18 protein-coding genes are annotated in these 16,758 nt (G+C 75.8%); 11 read left to right on the forward strand and 7 right to left on the reverse strand.

Features of this window, described 5'->3' with window-relative positions:
• Positions 1-10 precede the first annotated feature (10 nt).
• Positions 11-778: a GntR family transcriptional regulator gene (locus ACIQBJ_RS28395; protein WP_400716084.1), complete on the reverse strand. Its 768-nt coding sequence runs from the start codon at positions 776-778 to the stop codon at positions 11-13.
• A 289-nt stretch (positions 779-1,067) separates the two neighbouring features.
• Here ACIQBJ_RS28395 and ACIQBJ_RS28400 point away from each other — a divergent pair, with 289 nt between their 5' ends.
• From ACIQBJ_RS28400 to ACIQBJ_RS28430, 7 genes are all read left to right on the forward strand, one after another.
• Complete coding sequence (locus ACIQBJ_RS28400; protein ID WP_400716086.1) at positions 1,068-2,234, forward strand: ABC transporter substrate-binding protein; 1,167 nt, start codon at positions 1,068-1,070, stop codon at positions 2,232-2,234.
• Positions 2,235-2,242: 8 nt separating this feature from the next.
• Positions 2,243-3,220 (forward strand): ABC transporter permease, encoded by a 978-nt coding sequence (locus ACIQBJ_RS28405; protein ID WP_400716088.1) that lies wholly within the window; start codon positions 2,243-2,245, stop codon positions 3,218-3,220.
• Positions 3,208-4,035: an ABC transporter permease gene (locus ACIQBJ_RS28410; protein WP_400716090.1), complete on the forward strand. Its 828-nt coding sequence runs from the start codon at positions 3,208-3,210 to the stop codon at positions 4,033-4,035. Before ACIQBJ_RS28405 ends, ACIQBJ_RS28410 begins: the two co-directional genes overlap by 13 nt.
• 21 nt (positions 4,036-4,056) lie before the next feature.
• Positions 4,057-5,151, forward strand: a complete 1,095-nt coding sequence (locus ACIQBJ_RS28415; protein WP_400716092.1) for an ABC transporter ATP-binding protein — start codon at positions 4,057-4,059, stop codon at positions 5,149-5,151.
• Positions 5,152-5,308: 157 nt separating this feature from the next.
• The gene (locus ACIQBJ_RS28420; protein WP_400716094.1) at positions 5,309-5,971 is read left to right on the forward strand and encodes an HAD family hydrolase; all 663 of its coding nucleotides are present in this window, start codon (positions 5,309-5,311) and stop codon (positions 5,969-5,971) included.
• Positions 5,971-6,291: a DMT family transporter gene (locus ACIQBJ_RS28425; protein WP_400716096.1), complete on the forward strand. Its 321-nt coding sequence runs from the start codon at positions 5,971-5,973 to the stop codon at positions 6,289-6,291. The genes ACIQBJ_RS28420 and ACIQBJ_RS28425 overlap by 1 nt, the downstream gene beginning before the upstream one ends.
• A gap of 55 nt (positions 6,292-6,346) precedes the next feature.
• Positions 6,347-6,967, forward strand: a complete 621-nt coding sequence (locus ACIQBJ_RS28430; RefSeq protein ID WP_400716098.1) for a DUF6584 family protein — start codon at positions 6,347-6,349, stop codon at positions 6,965-6,967.
• Between the two features lie 25 nt (positions 6,968-6,992).
• Here the strand turns inward: ACIQBJ_RS28430 and ACIQBJ_RS28435 are convergent, their stop codons facing one another.
• The 5 genes from ACIQBJ_RS28435 to ACIQBJ_RS28455 all read right to left on the reverse strand — a co-directional run bounded on the left by ACIQBJ_RS28435 (position 6,993) and on the right by ACIQBJ_RS28455 (position 11,892).
• Positions 6,993-8,249, reverse strand: a complete 1,257-nt coding sequence (locus tag ACIQBJ_RS28435) for a glycoside hydrolase family 3 N-terminal domain-containing protein (protein WP_400716100.1) — start codon at positions 8,247-8,249, stop codon at positions 6,993-6,995.
• A gap of 91 nt (positions 8,250-8,340) precedes the next feature.
• Positions 8,341-9,024, reverse strand: a complete 684-nt coding sequence (locus ACIQBJ_RS28440) for a phosphonatase-like hydrolase (RefSeq protein ID WP_400716102.1) — start codon at positions 9,022-9,024, stop codon at positions 8,341-8,343.
• Positions 9,025-9,369: 345 nt separating this feature from the next.
• Positions 9,370-10,491 (reverse strand): TIGR03364 family FAD-dependent oxidoreductase, encoded by a 1,122-nt coding sequence (locus ACIQBJ_RS28445; protein WP_400716104.1) that lies wholly within the window; start codon positions 10,489-10,491, stop codon positions 9,370-9,372.
• Positions 10,492-10,602: 111 nt separating this feature from the next.
• A complete protein-coding gene (locus ACIQBJ_RS28450; RefSeq protein WP_400716106.1) occupies positions 10,603-11,115 on the reverse strand; it encodes a pyridoxamine 5'-phosphate oxidase family protein in 513 nt (170 codons plus the stop codon).
• A gap of 129 nt (positions 11,116-11,244) precedes the next feature.
• A complete protein-coding gene (locus tag ACIQBJ_RS28455) occupies positions 11,245-11,892 on the reverse strand; it encodes a phosphatase PAP2 family protein (protein ID WP_400716108.1) in 648 nt (215 codons plus the stop codon).
• 182 nt (positions 11,893-12,074) lie between these two features.
• On the opposite strand from ACIQBJ_RS28455, the gene ACIQBJ_RS28460 reads away from it, so the two are divergent.
• From ACIQBJ_RS28460 to ACIQBJ_RS28470, 3 genes are all read left to right on the forward strand, one after another.
• On the forward strand, positions 12,075-12,497 hold the full coding sequence (locus tag ACIQBJ_RS28460) for a BlaI/MecI/CopY family transcriptional regulator (protein ID WP_400716110.1): 423 nt from the start codon (positions 12,075-12,077) through the stop codon (positions 12,495-12,497).
• Positions 12,494-13,483, forward strand: coding sequence for a M56 family metallopeptidase (locus ACIQBJ_RS28465; RefSeq protein ID WP_400716112.1), 990 nt, complete (start codon positions 12,494-12,496; stop codon positions 13,481-13,483). The genes ACIQBJ_RS28460 and ACIQBJ_RS28465 overlap by 4 nt, the downstream gene beginning before the upstream one ends.
• A 180-nt stretch (positions 13,484-13,663) precedes the next feature.
• Complete coding sequence (locus ACIQBJ_RS28470) at positions 13,664-15,109, forward strand: GAF domain-containing protein (protein WP_400716114.1); 1,446 nt, start codon at positions 13,664-13,666, stop codon at positions 15,107-15,109.
• On the opposite strand, the gene ACIQBJ_RS28475 is transcribed toward ACIQBJ_RS28470, so the two are convergent.
• Positions 15,028-15,531: an SsgA family sporulation/cell division regulator gene (locus tag ACIQBJ_RS28475; RefSeq protein WP_400716116.1), complete on the reverse strand. Its 504-nt coding sequence runs from the start codon at positions 15,529-15,531 to the stop codon at positions 15,028-15,030. The genes ACIQBJ_RS28470 and ACIQBJ_RS28475 overlap by 82 nt on opposite strands.
• 256 nt (positions 15,532-15,787) lie before the next feature.
• Between ACIQBJ_RS28475 and ACIQBJ_RS28480 the strand changes: the two genes are divergently transcribed.
• A complete protein-coding gene (locus ACIQBJ_RS28480) occupies positions 15,788-16,711 on the forward strand; it encodes a hypothetical protein (protein WP_400716118.1) in 924 nt (307 codons plus the stop codon).
• Positions 16,712-16,758 lie beyond the last annotated feature (47 nt).

Below are 16,758 nucleotides of genomic sequence, written 5' to 3' on the forward strand. Positions count from 1 at the left end.
GGCCAGGACCTCAGTCGTCGTCGCGGGCGTGCCGGGAGAGCGCGGACGAGGCCAGCGAGTTGTGGATGGAGAAGGCGACGGTGCCGGGCAGGTAGCGGTCCTGGGACCACTCGACGGGGGTGCCGGTGGGGTCGGTGGTGCGGCGCTTCTCGCGGAGCAGCGGGCTGCCGCGGCGGCAGGAGAGCAGGCGGGCGTCGTCGGCGTTGGCGGCGACCACGTCGATGGTGTGGTCGGCGTCGGTGAACAGGATGCCGTGCTCGCGCAGCGGTTCGGTGTGGGAGACCACGTCCGGGGGGAGCTGGGCGACCAACTCGCCGACCCGGGGCGGGTAGACGGTGCGCTCGACCATCACGGGCACGCCGGAGAGGGTGCGCAGCCGGAGCGTCACGTAGACCTCGGTGCCGGGCTCCAGGCGGAGCTGTTCGCGTTCGGCGGCGTCGGCGGGGCGGCGGATCAGCGATTCGAGCCGGCCGCCGGGCTCCTCGCCCATCGAGCGGGCCCAGTGGGTGAAGGAGAGCAGCTCGGAGAAGGACTGGACGCGGGCGCTGCCGAGGACGACCCGGCGGGTGCCGCGGCGGGAGGTGACCAGGCCGTCGGCGCGCAGCAGGGCGAGGGCCTGCCGGACCGTTCCGCGCGAGACGCCGTACTGCTCGGCGAGGGCGCCCTCCGCCGGCAGGCGTCCGGAGTCGCCGAACGAGCCGGAGGTGATCGCTTCGCGCAGGTCGGCGGCCACCTTGCGGTAGAGCGAGCCGGCGGCGCGGTCCTGGTCGAGTGCCACGTGCGTCGATGTCCCTTTGCTGGTACGGGGATTGGGCCGTGTCCGCACGGTGATCGCGCGTACACCACTGACTGTAGCCGCTGCTCCCGCCCCCTCCGGCTCCGGGCGCGACCGTTCCCGCAGCCGACCCCCGTACTGGGGCGTCCGTTCACTTTCCCGTCACCGGCCTCGGGCGTACTTGCTCTCGGCGACGGAAGTTGGCTGGCCAACTTGGCCGGTACCGGCCCGCGCCGCGCACCGAACACCTCCCGTGATCTCTCCAGCTCCACTTCCTCCAGGAGACCCTCCCGTGACCGTGCACCGCCACCGCGCCGCCGCCCTCGCGGCCGTGCTGACCGCTGCCGCGCTCTCCCTCACCGCCTGCGGCTCCGCCGGCTCGACCGCCAAGTCCGGCGACGCCGCCAAGGGCGGGAAGGACGCGAAGACCGCCACCTCGCTGGCCGACTTCGGCGGCATGGACGGCCTGGTGGCCGCGGCCAAGAAGGAGGGGAAGCTGCACGTCATCACCCTCCCCCGCGACTGGGCCAACTACGGCAAGCTGATGGACGACTTCAAGGCGAAGTACGGCATCGAGATCGAGGACGAGAACCCGGACGGCTCCAGCCAGGACGAGATCAACGCGATCAAGTCCCGCAAGGGCCAGGACCGCGCCCCCGACACCGTCGACCTGGGCTCGGCCTTCGCTCTGTCGGCCGCCAAGGAGGGCATCCTCGCCCCCTACAAGGTCGTCGCCTTCGACAAGATCCCGGACACCATGAAGGACCCGGCCGGCCTGCGGGTCAACGACTACGGCGGCTACATCTCGATCGGCTGCGACGCCAAGAAGGTCGCCAACTGCCCGAAGACCTTCGCCGACCTGCTGAAGCCCGAGTACAAGGGCCAGGTCGCGCTGAACGGCAACCCGACCAAGTCCGGCTCGGCGTTCGGCGGCGTGTACGCGGCCGCGCTGGCCAACGGCGGTTCGCTGGACAACATCCAGCCCGGCATCGACTTCTTCGCCAAGCTGAAGCAGTCCGGCAACTTCAACCCGGTCGAGTCCACCCCGGCGACCGTCGAGAAGGGCGAGACCCCGATCTCGATCGACTGGTCCTACCTGAACGCCGGCTACACCGACGAGTTCAAGGCCAAGGGCGTCGACTGGAAGGTGTCGATCCCCAGCGACGGCTCCTACGCCCAGTTCTACAACCAGGCCATCAACAAGGACGCCCCGCACCCGGCGGCCGCCCGCCTGTGGATGGAGTACCTGTACTCGGTCGAGGGCCAGAACGGCTTCATGGGCGGCTACGCCACCCCGGCGCTGTTCGACGCGATGAAGAAGGACGGCACCCTGGACGCCGCCGCGGCCGCCAAGCTGCCGGCCGTCGAGAAGCCCTTCACCACCTTCCCGGCCTCGGAGCAGATCGACGCGGCCAAGAAGGTCGTGACCGATAACTGGGCCAAGGCGATCGCGGGCTGATCACCGACATGACCACGGCTCCCACCCCGGTGCCGACCCCGGCCGCCGCTGACCCCAGCGGCGGCCCGGGGGCTCCCGGCCCCGTCACCGCATCCCCCACCCCCGCCACCACCCCGCCGCCCGCCGCCGCCCGGCGCCGGCTGCCGCGCGGCGGTTCCTGGCTGGCCACCGTGCCGCTGCTGGCGTTCTTCGCGATCGGCTTCGGCCTGCCCGCGATCGCCATCGTCACCGGCGCGTTCACCGTCTCCAGCGACTCGGACACCGACCCCGGGGCGTTCACCACCGCCAACCTCACCGACTCGGTGCAGGGCGCGTACTGGACGGCGCTGCTGTCCAGCATCAAGCTGTCCGCGCTGACCGCGCTGATCGGCACCGTGCTCGGCGTGCCGATCGCCCAGGCCGTGGTCACCTCCCGGTTCCGGATGCTGCGCGAGGCGGTGCTGACCGCCTCCGGCGTGCTCGCCAACTTCGGCGGCCTGCCGCTGGCCTTCGCCTTCGTCGCCACCCTCGGCAACGCCGGCGAGGTCACCAGGATGTTCCACCTGACCGACCACGGCTGGTCGCTGTACAGCTTCACCGGCCTGACCGTCACCTACCTGTACTTCCTGGTGCCGCTGATGGTCCTCACCATCACCCCGGCCCTGGAGGGCCTGCGGGTGCAGTGGCGCGAGGCCGCGCAGAACAACCGGGCCACCGCGCTGCAGTACTGGCGGCACGTCGCGCTGCCGATCCTGTTCCCCTCGCTGCTCGGCGGCTTCGTCCTGCTGTTCGGCTCGGCGTTCGCCGCGTACGCCACCGCCGCCGCGATGGTCGGCGCGACCGTCCCGCTGATCAGCCGTCAGATCGCCGACGCGCTCTCCGGCAACGTGCTGGTCGGCCAGGGCAACCTGGCGCTCGCGCTCAGCCTGGACATGATCATCGTCGCCGTCCTCGTGATGGCGGTCTACCTGCCCCTCCAGCGCCGGAGTGCCCGATGGCTCAGCTGATCTCCCGCCTGCGGATCTGGCGCGGAGCCGTCCTGCTGCTGGCCGGCCTGTACTTCCTGATCCCGATGGCGGCCTCGGTCTGGTTCTCGATCGACAACCCGGACGGGATCTCCTTCGAGGCGTACACCGGCCTGCTCTCGGCCCCCGGCTTCACCGACAGCCTGGTGCTGACCCTGGAGCTGGCCGCCGTCACCGTGGTGGTGCTGCTGCTCCTGCTGGTGCCCGCGATGATCGCGGTACGGCTCGGCTCGCCGCGGCTCCGGCCGGTGCTCGAAGTGGTCTGCACCCTGCCGCTGGTGGTGCCGCCGGTCGCGCTGACCGCCGGCCTGATCGGCGTGCTCCGCTGGGGCCCGGACTACCTGATGGACACCCCGTTCTTCCAGACCTTCGTGTTCGTCCAGCAGCCCGAGTTCCCGCTGGTCCTGGTCATCGCGTACGTGCTGATGGCGCTGCCGCTCGCCTACCGCGCCATCGACTCCGGCCTGCGCGCCGTGGACGTGCGCACCCTGGTCGAGGCCGCCCGCAACTGCGGGGCGAGCTGGCCGCGGGCCGTGCTCTCGGTGATCCTGCCGAACCTGCGCGGCGCGCTGCTGAACGCCTCCTTCCTGACCCTGGCCCTGGTCCTCGGCGAGTTCACCACCGCCTCGATCCTCGGCTACCAGCCCTTCGCCGTCTGGATCTACTCGGTCGGCAACAGCCAGGGCCAGATGTCCGTCGCGGTGTCCGTGCTCAGCCTGCTGATCACCTGGGTGCTGCTGCTCCTGCTGGCCGCGGCCGGCCGCGAGCGCCGCCACAAGACCGCCGCCACCTCCTGAGCCCCTGACCGGAGACCAGTCATGAGCACCGCCACCCTCGCCCCCGCCGGGTCCACCACCGCCAGCGCCACCGTCGAATTCCGTTCGCTGCGGCGGCAGTTCGGCACCACCACCGCCCTCGACGGGCTCGACCTGAAGGTCGAGCCGGGCGAACTCCTCGCCCTGCTCGGCCCGTCCGGCTGCGGCAAGACCACCGCGCTGCGCGTCCTCGCCGGGTTCGAGACCCACGACTCCGGCGAGGTCCTGGTCGACGGCGAGGACATCACCCGCATCCCCGCGCACAAGCGGGACGCCGGCATGGTGTTCCAGTCCTACAGCCTGTTCCCGCACCTCACCGCCGCCGACAACGTCGCCTTCGGCCTGCGGATGCGCGGCGCCGGCAAGGCCGAACGCCGCAAGCGGGCCCAGGAGCTGCTGGAACTCGTCGGCCTGCCGCAGCGCGCCGAGCACTACCCGCACCAGATGTCCGGCGGCCAGCAGCAGCGCATCGCGCTGGCCCGGGCGCTCGCCCTGCGGCCGCGGGTGCTGCTGCTCGACGAGCCGCTGTCCGCGCTGGACGCCAAGGTCCGGCTGTCGCTGCGCGAGGAGATCCGCCGCCTCCAGCAGGAACTCGGCATCACCACCCTGTTCGTGACGCACGACCAGGAGGAGGCCCTCTCGATGGCCGACCGGGTCGCCGTGCTCCGCGCCGGGAAGCTCGAACAGTGCGCCACGCCCTCGGAGCTGTACTCCCGCCCGGCCACCGCGTTCGTCGCCGAGTTCGTCGGCACGATGAGCCGCATCCCCTGCGCCCGGGCCGGCGCCGGCGAGGTCGAGGTGCTCGGCCGCCGCCACCCGGTGGACGGCGAGCTGCCCGCCGACGGCGAACTGCACGTGCTGGTCCGCCCCGAGAACGTCGAGCTGGCCCCGTCCGACGAGGGCCCGGCCCAGGTGGTCGCCGCCTCCTTCCTCGGCGCCGTCACCCGCCTCACCGTCCGGCTCGCCGACGGCACCGCGATCAAGGCCGACCTCCCCACCGAGGCCGCCGCCGCCCTCCCGGTCGGCACCCGCGCCGCCCTCACCCTCCCGGCCCGCCCGGTCCTGGTCGACCGCGCCGCCACCGCCGCCACCGCCTGACGGCCCGTCGGCTCCCGTCCCGCCGCCCCGCGCCCCGCCGAGGGGCGCGGGCGACCGCGCGGAGCGGGAGCCGACCGCCGGAACCCTTCCGCGGACAGGGGGCCGCACCCTCTCCACAACCCCCCTGTGCGCCCGAAATCCACCGTAAGGTACCGCCATGCCTGCATCCCGCCCCGCCGCCGTCCTCTTCGACATGGACGGCACCCTGGTCGACACCGAGCACCTGTGGTGGCAGGCCGCGGCCGAACTCGCCGCCGAACTGGACCTCACCCTCACCGACGCCGACCTCCCGGACGTCCTCGGCCAGGCCGTCGAGCACACCGCCGCCCACCTGCACCGCACCAGCCGGACCGCCCGCCCCGAGGCGGACCTCGCGGCCCGGCTGAACGAGAGCTTCGCCGCGAAGGTCGCCGCCGGGACCGTCCCCCGCCCGGGCGCGCTGGACCTGCTGGCCGCGCTGCACGCCGCCGGGGTGCCGACCGCGCTGGTCTCGGCCTCGCCGCGCCGGGTCGTCGACCTGGTGCTCGGCACGCTCGGCCCGCACTGGTTCACCACCACGCTCGCCGCCGAGGACACCCCGCGCACCAAGCCGCACCCCGACCCGTACCTGGCCGCCGCCGAGCGCCTCGCCCTCGCCCCGGCCGCCTGCGTCGCCGTCGAGGACACCCCGACCGGCGTGGCCTCCGCCCGGGCGGCCGGCTGCGCGGTGCTCGCGGTGCCCTCCACCGTCCCGATCCCGGCCGTCCCCGGCACCACCGTCCGCGACAGCCTGGCCGGCGTCGACCTCGGCTACCTCGCCGCGCTGACCCCGGCCGCCTGATGCCCTACCTGCTGCTGGCCCTGGCGATCGCCTCCGAGGTCTGCGCGACCAGCCTGCTGAAACTCACCGACGGCTTCTCCCGGCTCTGGCCGAGCCTCGCCGTCGCGGTCGGCTACGTGCTGTCCTTCGCCCTGCTCGGCCGCGCCCTCAAGCACATACCGGTCTCGATCGCCTACGCGGTCTGGTCCGGCGCGGGCACCGCGGCCGTCGCCGCGATCGGCGCGAGCTTCTTCGGCGAGTCCCTCGGCCGCCTCCAGTGGTGCGGCATCGCCCTGGTCATCGCCGGCGTGGTCCTGCTGAACCTGCGCTCCTCGCCCTGACCGCGCCCGGTAACCCGGTTGACGGGGCGTCGGGCGGGCGGCCACGATCCGGGCCATGAGCGTCCACTCCACCCTGGCCAGGGCCGCCGCCGAGCACCGGGACGGCCGGGTCGTCCCGGCCCGGCGGCGGCTGCACGGCCTGCTGTCGGGCGACCCGACCGACCTGGCGGTCCGGCACGCGCTGGCCCTGGCCTACGACAAGGCGGTGCCGGACGGGTGGCCGCCGCCCGGCGGCGCGGACCGGCGCTGGTGGGAGCGGCACCTGTCGGAGGTCGGGCGCTGGAACTACCTGGACGAGTCGCTGACCGCCGAGGAGCTGACCGCCTTCACCCACCGGTTCCGCACCCCGGCCCGGCAGTTGGCGGTGCTGCGCTGGCCCGACCCGGCCGGGAACCCGCCCGCGACCGCACTGGCCCGCCGCCGCCTCGCCGCCCTGCACCACCGGGCCACCGGCACCGCCCCCGACTGGCCGGAGCACCCGGAGGACGCCGCGACCACCGCCTTCCCGGGCCCGGCGCCGATCCCCCGCTTCCGGCCGCAGCCCGTCCCCCACCGCCCCGTCCCGCCGCCGCCCCCACCGCGCCCCGCCCGCCCGGCGTACCAGGCCCTCCTGCTGACCCTCACCGGCCTCGGCCCGCTCGTCCTCGCCCTGCTGGTCCTGGTGCTGCTCTTCTGAGCCCCTCCGGAGCCCGCGCCCCGGCTCAGCGCAGCGTGTCGCGCAGCGCGTCGACCCGGTCGGCGGAGGCGGTGAAGTCCTCCCGGTCGAGCCTGCCGGCGGCCAGCGCCGCGGCGAGCGCGGCGGCGGCCCGGTCGCCCTGGTCGACGTCCCGGGCGGAGCAGAGCAGCAGGTCGACGCCGGCCTGCGCGACGGCGAGGGCGCGCTGCCCGGTGTCGCCGACGGGCGCGAGGGCCTGGGCCTCCAGCGCGTCGGTGACGGTGACCCCCTGGTAGTGCAGGCGGTTGCGCAGTTCGTCCCGGACGATCGAGCCGGACATCCCGGCCGGACGGCCGGGGTCGAGCACGGGGTAGACCGCCCAGGAGAGCATCACCAGCTTCACCCCGGCCGCGACCGCGTCCCGGTAGGGGCGTTCGTCGACGGCGCGCAGCCGGTCCAGCGGGACGGGCAGGGTCACCGGCTCCTCGTCGGTGTTCGCCCCGGCGGGGGCGGTGCCCAGGCCGGGGAAGTGCTTGGCGGCAGCGGCGACCCCGGCGCCCTGCTGAGCGGTGACGAAGGCCGCGCCGAGCCGCCCGACCGCGGCCGGGTCGGTGCTGTACGAGCGCTGGGCGCTGTCGGCGAAGTCGCCGGGGGTGCGGTACACGTCCAGCACCGGCGCCAGGTTGAGGTTCAGCCCGTAGGCGGCCAGCGCGGCGGCGGCCTCCCGGCCGGTCCGGGCGGCGGCGGCCACCGGGTCGGCCGAACTCCCCACCGTCTTCGCCGAGTCGGCCGGTCCGCCGGGCAGCCGCCGGACCAGGCCGCCCTCCTGATCGGTCATCAGCAGCAGCGGACGCGGGTGCGCGCCCTGCCGCTCGGCGTCCCGCAACTGCTGGACGGCGCCGCGCAGCACGGCCGGGTCGCTGCCGACGTTCTCGGCGAAGAAGATCACCCCGGCCACCCGGCCCGCCCGGACCCGCTCCAGCAGCGCCTCGGGCACCGTGGTGCCGGGGTACGAGTAGACGATCCGCCGCCCGGCCAGCGCGGCCGCGGCCGCGGCGTCCACCGTGGGCGAGGGCGACGGGGCGGCCGTCGGACCCACCGCCGGGCTCGAACCCGGTTCACTGCTCGGGCTGCTGGGCACCGCGCTCCCACCCGGCCCGGCACTGCCGCTCGCGCCGCCGCTCGGACTCGTACTCGGGCTCGTACTCGGACTCGAACCGGTGGACGCGCCGTTCGACCCGCAGCCGGCGAGCAGCAGCAGGCCGAGGGCGAGCGCTCCGAGCGACCTCCGCGAAACCGGCATACCGCCAGCCAAGCACGCGAACGCGCCCCGGGCCAGCACCGCGCGCGCCCGGGGCGTCGCGCGGCACCGGCCCTCCGGCCCCGACGGGGCGTCAGCCCTTCAGCAGGGCGGGCAGCTCGGCGATCGAGGCGAGCACGTGGGTGGCCCCGTCCGCGCGCAGCCGGGCCTCGTCGTGCGCCCCGGTCAGCACGCCCGCCACCACCCGGGCCCCGGCCCGGGTGCCGGTCAGCATGTCGTAGCCGGTGTCACCGGCCACGGCGATCTCCCGCACCGAGTCGGTGCGGGTGCGCAGCAGCGCGGTCAGCACCATGTCGGGGTAGGGGCGGCCGCGGCCCGCGTCCGCCGGGCACAGCGTCAGGTCGGCGACGGACTGCCAGCCGAGCGCGGCCAGGATCCGGTCCTGCGTGGTCCGGGAGAACCCGGTGGTCAGCACGACCTTCCGCCCCTGCCCCCGCAGCTCGGCGATCGCCTCGGCCGCACCGGGCAGCGCCTCGCAGCGCCCCTCGTCCACCAGACCGTCGTACGCGGTCTCGAACGCCAGGTTCGCCCCCTGCGCCCGCTCCTCGTCCCCGGCGAACAGGTGCCGGAACACCGAGATCTTGGACTCCCCCATGGTGGCCCGGACATGCGCCAGCATCGTCGCGTGCTCGGGACTCCCGGTCTCCACCCCCTGCGAACGCGCGGCAGCCGCGAACGCGAGCTCCACCAGTCCGTCGTCGGCGACGGTGGTGCCCGCCATGTCGAGCACCACCAGGTTCACATCGTGCGTGGTCATGATCCTGCCCTTGCAGTCGAACGAAATATGACGATTCATCAGCCCCCGGCCCCGACCGAAGCCGAAAACCGGCCTCCGGCGACCGAGGCCCAACCTCCGGCCCCAGCCCCGAACTCCCGGGCTTCCCGGCCCCGGCCGGAGGCCATCGGCGACCGAGACCCGGCTTCCGACCCAAGCCCCGAACTCCCACAGCTCCGAGCCCCCGACCCGATCGCCCGGGCCCTTGGACACTCGAACCTGCGAGTGCCCGGCCGGAGGCCCGCAGCATCGGCGGCCGAGGCCCAACCTCCGGCCCCAGCCCCCGAACTCTTGAAGCTCCGGCACCCGGCCGGAGGCCGTGCGGGGTCAGAGGCCCGCGGTGTCGGCGGTGGTCTCGGCGATGGCCGGGGAGCAGGTCATGCCGCGGCCGCCGGGGCCGGTGACCAGCCAGGCGGCGGGGGTGAGTTGCTGGCGGTGGACGACGCGGGTGGTGTCGACGCACTGGGCGTAGACGCCGGCCCAGCGGCGGCGGATCTTCGGGAGCGGGCGGCCGAGGAGTTCCCCGGCGACCTCGGCGACGTGCTCGTAGGGGTCCTCGACCACGTCGAAGCCGAAGGGCTGGTCGTACTCGTGGGTGTCGCCGACGGTCAGGCCGCCGTCGGCGCGCTGGACCATGAGCAGCTGCATCTTGTGCTCGGCGGCGACCGGCGACTGCGGCTGTCCGGCTCGGAGGGCGTCCAGTTCGGGGCCGGCGAAGGCGGGGTAGTAGCGGAAGGAGTCGCCGTCGGCGACCGAGGTGGTGAGGGTCTCGCCGAGCGGGTCGGTCTGCATCATCTGCAGCCGGACCCGGCGGACCGGGAGTTCGGGGGCGAGTTCGCGGACCAGGCCGCCGAGCCAGGCGCCGGTGCAGAGGACGACGAGGTCGCCCTGGTGGAGCTGTCCGTGGTCGTCGCGGACGGCGCTGTCGCCGACGAGTTCGCGGACCTCGCGCCCGGGCAGGAAAGTGTACCGGCCGCTGGCCTCGAGCGCGGCGCGCAGCGCGGGCTGGGCGACCCGGGGTTCGACGGCGGCGTCCCGGGTGCAGTGCAGGGCGCCGAGGAAGCGGCCGCGCAGCGCGGGGTTGAGGGCGCGGGCCTCGGCCGGATCGAGCAGCCGGTAGCCCCGGGCCTCGGCGTCGGGGAGTTTCAACGCGGCTTCGGCGACGGCGAGTTCGGCCTCGGTGCGGGCCAGCGTGAGCGAGCCGTTGGGCCGGAACCACAGGCCGGGGACGCGTTCGCCGATCCGCTCCCACAGTTCGCGGGCGCGCAGGGCGGTGTCGAGTTCCTCCCCGGCGGCGCGTCCGCTGACCCAGACCAGGCCGAAGTTGCGGACGGAGGCACCGCGCGCCTCGGTCTCACGTTCCAGGTGGACGACCTCGTGGCCGCGCTCGACGGCCTGCCAGGCGTGCATGCTGCCGAGCACGCCTGCTCCTACGACGATGACTCTCATGCGGACAGGCTCCGGCGGCGAGGTGGCCGCAGTTCGTCCGGCTGCCGTCCGCGAGGTGAACCGACCGCAAGAGTTGTCCATACAGCTTGGCCGGTCCGGCCCGACGGTCCGTCAGCGCACCACCTTGGCGTGCAGGTAGTTGCGCCGCCCGAACCGGGGCTCGTCGACCGCGGTCAGCTCCTCCACCTGGAAGCGGTAGAGCGCGGCCGCGCCCCGCCCGGCCAGGAACTGTTCGCGCACCTCGGGGTCGGTGGCGAAGGTGGGGTAGCGGCCCTGGTAGGCGGCCAGCGCGGCCTCGGCCTGGTGGCCCCAGGCCTCGCCGGCGCTGCCGGTGAGCTGGATGCCGCGCAGCTGCTCGCCGAAGGCCGGCGGCGGCAGGTGGACGGTGCCGGCGGCCCGGGCGCAGTCGGCGAGCAGCCGGCTGTGCCGGGTGGAGCGCTCGCTGACGAAGTACAGCACCAGGTCGTCGTCGAAGGCGTAGAAGGCGAGGTTGGCGTGCGGCCCGCACTCGTGGCCCGTGGTGGCCAGGCTGAGCACCGTGCTGTCGGCGAGCAGCCCCGCCACCCCCGCCCCGAGCTCGTCCGCGGGCCAGCTTCCCTGGGTGACGTCGAGTCGGTACGGCATGGCGCGTCCCTTCGCAGAGCTGCGGAGCTGCAGAAAACACCGAGCCGGGCGGGGAGTTCACCCCCGGCCCGGCTCACATGCTCCCTCCGCCCGGCGCGGCCGCACAAGAGGCCGACCGGCCCGGATCGATCAGGCCGCCCCGACCGTCCCGGCGCCCAGCACGGGGGCCCAGCGGCCCGCCCGGAGGTGGTCGACCAGCGGCGCGGCGCGGGCGGCGAGCAGGGTGAGCGGGACGGCCACCAGGACGCCGACCAGGGCGCCGGCCAGCACGTCGTGCGGGTAGTGGGCGCCGACCCAGACCCGGGAGGCGCCCATCAGCACGGCGGCGAGGGCGGCGATCCGGCCGAGCCGGCGGTCGGCGATCCACAGCGCGGCGGCGGCCGCGAAGGCGATCACCGCGTGGTTGCTGGGGAAGGACCAGTCGGTGGCCCCGGGGCAGGTCTCCACCGTGACGGTGTCGGGGAGTTGGCGGCAGGGCCGGACCTCTTCGACCACCGACTTGAGCCCGGAGTTGACCAGGTAGGCGACCACCACGACGACCGGCGCGGCGAGCGCCCGCGCCATCGCCGCGGCCGCCTCGCCGCGGGCCCGCCACCAGGCCCACAGCATCAGCAGCGCGAACAGCGCCAGGCCGAACGCGGACCAGGTCTTGACCAGTTGGTCGAGCCAGTGCGGCGCGGCCTCGGCCCAGCCGTTGACCCGGGTGTAGAGGCCGCCGTCGATGCCGCTGCCGTCGTAGGCGAGCAGCCGGGCCGGGTGGGGGACATACGGAACCATGGCGACAATCTGTACCAGATCGGGCCTCGACAGTGGCGCAAGGGCCGCCGCGAGGGACGGGGTCCGGGGCCGCTCCGGCGGGCCTCCCGTTACGTTGGGGTGTCCGCAGGGGAAGCACCCCGACGTCTACAGCGATGTAGACGCAAGGTGGACTCTAGACGAACGTCGGAGGTTCGCGCGACATGACGGACACGCCCGCCCGTCGACCCGCCGGGGAACTGGAGGCCCAGGTGCTGACCGCCCTGTGGTCGGCCGGCACCCCGCTCACCCCGCAGCAGGTGCAGGAGGCGATCACCGCCGACCTGGCCCGCACCACCGTCGCCACCATCCTGGCCAGGCTGCACGAGAAAGGGACGCTGAGCCGCGACAAGACCGGCCGCGCCTTCGCCTACACCCCGACCGTCCAGGACGTCGACGGCCTCGCCGCCCGCCGGATGCGCACCGAACTCGACCGCGGCCGCGACCGCTCCACCGTGCTCGCCCGCTTCGTCTCCGACCTCTCCGACGAGGACGAGCGGCTGCTCCGCGACCTGCTCGGCGAACCGTCCGCCGACGCCCCCGCCGGACCGACCGCCGGACCGGGGCCGCACCGGGAGCGGCCGTGACCCTCGCCGTCTGGGCGCCGCTGCTGCTGCCGCTGCTGGCGGCGCCGCTGGCCCGGCGGCTCGCCGAACAGCTCGCCCCGCGCGCCGCCGCGCTCACCCTGGCGGCCACCGCCGTCGCCCTCGGCGCGGCCGCGCTCGCCTCGCTCGGCCTGCTCGCCGTCACCGGGCTGCTGCACCTGCCGTACGCCGCCGCGCTCGCCCACCTCTCCCCCGCGCACTGGCACCCCACCGCGCTCGCCGAGGTCGAGTGGGCGCCCACCGCGGGCGCGGCCGGCCTCGCCCTGCTGGTGATCGCCGCGCTCGCCGCCCGGACCGCCCACCGCCAGCGCGCCGACCTGCGGCGGGCCCGCGCCGCCACCGGCGACGCCCCGTCGGGACTCGCCGCGCTGCTGCGCCGGTCCGGGCCGGAGCCCGCGCTCACCGTGCTGGCCGACGAGCGCGCCGACGCGTACGCGCTGCCCGGCCGACCGCCCCGGGTGGTCGCCACCACCGGCATGCTGGCCGCGCTCAGCGGCCCCGAACGGGCCGCGCTGCTCGCCCACGAGCGCGCCCACCTGGCGGGCCGTCACCACCTGCTGCTGGCCGCCGCCGAGTACGCGGCCGCCTGCCACCCGGCGCTGCGGCCGCTGCGCGGGCCGCTCGGCTACCACGTGGAGCGCTGGGCCGACGAGTGTGCGGCCGCCGAGGTCGGCGACCGGGCGCTGACCGCCCGGGCGATCGGCCGGGCCGCCCTGGCCGCCGCCCGGAACCCGCCCGCCCCCCGCCCGCGGCTCGCCCCGGGCGCCACCACCGGCCCGGTCCCCCGCCGGGTCCGCGCCCTGCTCGCCCCGGCCCCGCCGCCGCGCCACCGCGCCCTGCGCGCCCTCGCCGCCCTCGCCCTGGCCGCCTGCCTCACCACCACCGCCGGCGCCGCCGCCGAAGCGGGCCACGACCTCCACGAGTCCGTCGAGACGGCCCGGTCCGACCTGCCCACCGACCGCGGCTGACCCCCCGTCACCCCACCCGCCCCGGGTCGTCCGCTTTTCTCCCCACCCGCTCCGTGCCCCGCGCGTCCACCTCCCGTCGTCCGGGTGTTCGACCGGCTCCGGCGGGGGAACAGATCACTCTGCACCGGCGCTCCGGGCGGCCTTACCCTGGCAGCCGAGCGGCGAGACGGGGGGACGCACATGCAGCGGAGCGCGGGCGGCGGGGCGCCGTCCGTCCGGCCGCCGGGGCGCCACGCGGCGGCCCGGGCGTACGAGCGGGCGATGGCCGGTGAGCGGACCGGTGAGCGGACCGGGGAGCGGGCCGGGGCCGGGGCCGGCGGCGGGGTGCGGCCGGAGATCGAGGACTCCTGGGCGCGCCTGCGCCGGCTCGGGCTGGACCCGGAGCGCTCCCGCGAGGTGCACCGGCTGCCGCCCGGCGAACTCGTCGAGCTGCGCCGCACCAGCGGCCTGGAGCAGGTGCTGCCGGTGCTCCGCTCGACCCTGTTCCTGCCGGGCGACCCGACCCCGGTGATCCTGGCCGTCGCCGACCCCAAGGGCCGGGTGCTGTGGATGGACGGCGAGCGCCGGCTCAAGCGCGAGGTCGACGCGATCGGCTTCGAGCAGGGCGCGCTCTGGTCCGAGGACGAGGTCGGCACCAACGGCATCGGCCTGGCCGCCCGCACCGCCCGCCCGACCGTGGTGCACTCCGCCGAGCACTACCTGCGCAGCCACCACAGCTGGACCTGCGTCGGCGTCCCGATCCGCGACCCGCGCACCGGCCGGCTGGCCGGCGTGGTGAACCTGAGCGGCCCCGCCGCCGGCATCCACCCGCACCTGCGGCAGCTCACGCTGACCGCGGCCCGGCTCGCCGAGACCGAGCTGCGGGCCGGCCACCTGGAGGCCCTGCACCGGCTGCGCACCGTCGCGGTGCCGCTGCTGGCCCGGTTCGGCGGCCCGGCCCTGGTGGTGGACGGCGCGGGCTGGACGGCGGCGGCCGTCGGCATGCCGGGACCGCCCCGGCTGGCCGCGCCGGAGGGCTGGGGCAGCGGCGGCCCGCAGTGGGTGCCGACGCTCGGCGAGTGCACGGTGGAGCCGCTGGCCGACGGCTGGCTGATCCGCCCGGCGGGGGCGCGCTCCGCCGAGCCGCCCGAACGCCCGGGGGCCGCGCTGCTGGAACTGGACCTGCGCCGCCCGGACCGCCCGGAGCTGCGGGTGGCCGGCAGCGCGGGCTCCTGGTCGCTGACGCCGAGTCCCCGGCACACCGAGCTGCTCCTGCTGCTGGCCCTGCACCGGGACGGCCTGAGCGCGGCCCGGCTCGCCGAGGCGCTGTTCGCCGACCCGGCCCGCACGGTCACCGTCCGGGCCGAACTGTCGCGGCTGCGAAGACACTTGGGGGCGCTGCTGGAGGCCAGGCCGTACCGGCTGTCGGCGGCCGCCGAGGTGGTGGTGCTGGGCCCGGACGAGCCGCACGACCTGCTGCCGGGCTCGGTCTCCCCGGCGGTGCGGGCGCTGCGGGCGGACCTGGCGCGCGGCCTGCTCCGGCTGCCGGGGCTGGCCGGGGGCGCTCAGCCGTCGGCCAGCAGCGCGGCCAACTCCTCGTCGCTGGGGAGCAGTTCGCCGTCCCACCCGTCGGGCACCACGGTGTAGGTGCGGGCCAGCCAGGCGGCGACCTGCGGCCGGGGGGCCTCCAGCAGGGCGCTGCCGTGCGGGGAGTCCAGCGCCAGGTGCACGGTCGCGCCGTGGCACGGGCAGGAGGCGGGCCAGAGCTTGATGTCCCCGTGCCCGCTGAGCGACAGCAGGCCGTCGCGCAGCAGGTCGCGGGAGAAGACCCAGTCCGCCTCGTCGGGTCGTCCCAGGTGGAAGGTGAGGCGCACCTCGTACGGCGCCGCGGCGTCGTAGCGGAAACGGGTGCGCACCTCACCGACCAGGTCCCGGTCCAGGGCGATCCGCAGGTCCAGTACTTCCTCCACCACCGACGGGGGCGCGGTGGTGGCTCCGTCCCGACCGTCGCCCGTGGGGGTGGCGGCGATCGGCTGGTCGGAAGGGGCGGACAGCGGGTCGCGCGGCATGACGGTCTCTCCGAGGCGGCTGGGTACCGGGCCCAGCCTGCTCCGGCGCCCGGCCGCCCGCAACGGTTGCAGGGGGTTGCACGGGCGGCGGGGCGGGGCCGCCGGGTTCCGATTCGGCCACACCGGCCGGTCCGGCATCTGGCGGTGCGTCAGACCGCTGGTAGGCTCGTCCCTCCCCGCCCCGTACGTCCGGGCCCGTCAGGGCCGCGCACGGGGCGCGGTGTCGCGTGCGGACCTGTCCAGGAAGGGGAGCCCGGTGGCGCTCCGCGAGCACTCCCGGTCCACCGGCCGGTCGGGACGGCACGGCCGCCCCGGTCCCTTCGGCGGGCGTCTGCGGCTGCCCACCATCCGGTTCTCCGGCGCGGCGATGGCGATGTCCACGGTGGTCGGCATCAGCCTGGCCACCACCTGGCTGCTGAACGAGCAGCAGCAGATCGGCCGCCGCCCGGGCGTCACCGTCGGCGGCCCGCCGGTGCCCAGCCCCGACCCGGCCCCGACCGGCGGCGGCAGCGTGCCCGACGCCGGTTCGGCCCGCGCCACCGCGGACGCGCTCACCGACGAGGCCGCGCACGAGACCGCGCCGACCCCGGTCGCCACCCGCACCGCGGCCCGGCCCGCCGCGGCCACCGCCCCGGCGCCGCCGGTCCGGGTCGCGGACACCCGCCCGTCGCCGGCCGCGGACACCCCGCCGACGACCGCCCCGACCGGGCCCGCCCCGAGCCCGACCGGCACGCCGCTCGCCCCGAGCGCCTCGCCCTCCTCCCCCGCCCCGTCCGGCTCGCCGCGCCCCGGCACGCCCACCGCCCCGGCGCTCACCATGTCCGGCCTGACCTGGGTGGACGCCCTCGGCCGGGCCGGCACCCGGCACAACCTGCGGCTGCGGCTGGACGAGACGATGACGGCGCTCCAGGTCGAGTTCCGGCTCAACCGCCCCGACGCCCTGCCCGGCACCGTCCCGGCCACCGACCTCCCGGGCGCGGTCGCCACCATCGCCCTGGACCGCGACACCCTGGTCTACCGCTTCACCACCCCGCCCGACCTCCCGCTCCCCCCGGGCACCTACACCTTCACCGTCACCGGCGCGATCGCCGCCCCGTCCCCCACCACCCCGGAGTCCTGGACCGCCTCCGCCTTCGCCCTCCCCACCTCCCGCGCGATGGCGGCCCGCGGCACCTTCTGACCCACCGTCGGCCCGCCACCGGCCCGCCCGCAACGCCGAGGGGCGGG

It is taken from the genome of Kitasatospora sp. NPDC088391 (assembly GCF_044753345.1).
Lineage (GTDB): Bacteria > Actinomycetota > Actinomycetes > Streptomycetales > Streptomycetaceae > Kitasatospora.

What these genes read in the sequence shown, in the direction of transcription:
- ACIQBJ_RS28415 (WP_400716092.1), top strand. Translation starts at nt 4,057, where the DNA reads ATGAGCACCGCCACCCTCGCCCCCGCCGGGTCCACCACCGCCAGCGCC.
- ACIQBJ_RS28405 (WP_400716088.1), top strand. Translation starts at nt 2,243, where the DNA reads ATGACCACGGCTCCCACCCCGGTGCCGACCCCGGCCGCCGCTGACCCC.
- ACIQBJ_RS28470 (WP_400716114.1), top strand. Translation starts at nt 13,664, where the DNA reads ATGCAGCGGAGCGCGGGCGGCGGGGCGCCGTCCGTCCGGCCGCCGGGG.
- ACIQBJ_RS28420 (WP_400716094.1), top strand. Translation starts at nt 5,309, where the DNA reads ATGCCTGCATCCCGCCCCGCCGCCGTCCTCTTCGACATGGACGGCACC.
- ACIQBJ_RS28455 (WP_400716108.1), bottom strand. Translation starts at nt 11,892, where the DNA reads ATGGTTCCGTATGTCCCCCACCCGGCCCGGCTGCTCGCCTACGACGGC.
- ACIQBJ_RS28410 (WP_400716090.1), top strand. Translation starts at nt 3,208, where the DNA reads ATGGCTCAGCTGATCTCCCGCCTGCGGATCTGGCGCGGAGCCGTCCTG.
- ACIQBJ_RS28445 (WP_400716104.1), bottom strand. Translation starts at nt 10,491, where the DNA reads ATGAGAGTCATCGTCGTAGGAGCAGGCGTGCTCGGCAGCATGCACGCC.
- ACIQBJ_RS28435 (WP_400716100.1), bottom strand. Translation starts at nt 8,249, where the DNA reads ATGCCGGTTTCGCGGAGGTCGCTCGGAGCGCTCGCCCTCGGCCTGCTG.
- ACIQBJ_RS28430 (WP_400716098.1), top strand. Translation starts at nt 6,347, where the DNA reads ATGAGCGTCCACTCCACCCTGGCCAGGGCCGCCGCCGAGCACCGGGAC.
- ACIQBJ_RS28460 (WP_400716110.1), top strand. Translation starts at nt 12,075, where the DNA reads ATGACGGACACGCCCGCCCGTCGACCCGCCGGGGAACTGGAGGCCCAG.
- ACIQBJ_RS28440 (WP_400716102.1), bottom strand. Translation starts at nt 9,024, where the DNA reads ATGACCACGCACGATGTGAACCTGGTGGTGCTCGACATGGCGGGCACC.
- ACIQBJ_RS28450 (WP_400716106.1), bottom strand. Translation starts at nt 11,115, where the DNA reads ATGCCGTACCGACTCGACGTCACCCAGGGAAGCTGGCCCGCGGACGAG.
- ACIQBJ_RS28475 (WP_400716116.1), bottom strand. Translation starts at nt 15,531, where the DNA reads ATGCCGCGCGACCCGCTGTCCGCCCCTTCCGACCAGCCGATCGCCGCC.
- ACIQBJ_RS28425 (WP_400716096.1), top strand. Translation starts at nt 5,971, where the DNA reads ATGCCCTACCTGCTGCTGGCCCTGGCGATCGCCTCCGAGGTCTGCGCG.